Raw genomic sequence first — 834 nt, forward strand, 5'->3', positions numbered from 1 at the left:
TTGCAGTTACAGTAAATAAAAGAACTGGTTATAAAACACTTTTAACTAAGGGTTGTTTTAAATAACAACTATATGAACTGGTCATAAAACCATAGTTGTTGCGTGTTTGCTAAAATGACGGTTATTATGACAGTAACCAGTTAAAAAAACGGTTAATAAAAATACAAGAACTTCTTTATGTCAAACACTAAATATGATAAACTATCATTGTTATATATCAAGTATTGTAATTGGAGAATATAATTTGAAACGAGACTTAAAATTAGTCGAGGAGACTAAAAACACAAATTATAAGATGCATAAGAGTAAGAAGAACTGGTTAGTTAGCTATTCTTTGCTTACTTTTATGTTAGGTGGTATTTATCTGGATAGCCAAGTTGNGCTGGCTAGTCAGTTATTCTTTGCTTACCTTTATGCTTGGTGGTATTTATCTGGATAGCCAAGCTGGCACTCCAGTTAAAGCAGCTGAAATCAATCCCCAAGTTGGACAAAAGGGAGTAGATCAAAATCTGCAGCAGTCGGTGGAAGAGGACTCTATTGATAGTGCTAAGCAGAATGCCGCAGGTGCAATAGATACTGCAGCAACTGCCACAAAGGCTAAAATTAATTCTGATCAGAATCTTTCAAGTAGTGACAAGGCTATACAGCTTAACAGAGTTGATGTAATTGTTACTCAAGCAAAAGCTAGTGTAAAAGGGGCTAATAGCTTAGCAGATATTAATGCTACCTTGACGCAAGCTACTAATGCTATTGGAGCATGTTATCGTGCTGGTGTTGCCAATACAGCAATTAAGAAAACTAAGCAAAGCACCCAAGCTGCTCCAACTGTTAATA

At 35.5% G+C, this 834-nt stretch carries 2 protein-coding genes; both read left to right on the top strand.

Going from position 1 to position 834, the window contains the following annotated elements:
• The first annotated feature begins 193 nt into the window (after positions 1 to 193).
• A complete protein-coding gene (locus tag CRG87_RS07890) occupies positions 194 to 439 on the top strand; it encodes a KxYKxGKxW signal peptide domain-containing protein (RefSeq protein ID WP_101138739.1) in 246 nt (81 codons plus the stop codon).
• A partial coding sequence (locus tag CRG87_RS07895; RefSeq protein ID WP_165775989.1) for a DUF1542 domain-containing protein occupies positions 414 to 834 on the top strand: 421 nt, incomplete at its 3' end. The genes CRG87_RS07890 and CRG87_RS07895, both read left to right, overlap by 26 nt.

This window comes from Lactobacillus apis, assembly GCF_002837055.1.
Classification (GTDB): domain Bacteria; phylum Bacillota; class Bacilli; order Lactobacillales; family Lactobacillaceae; genus Lactobacillus; species Lactobacillus apis.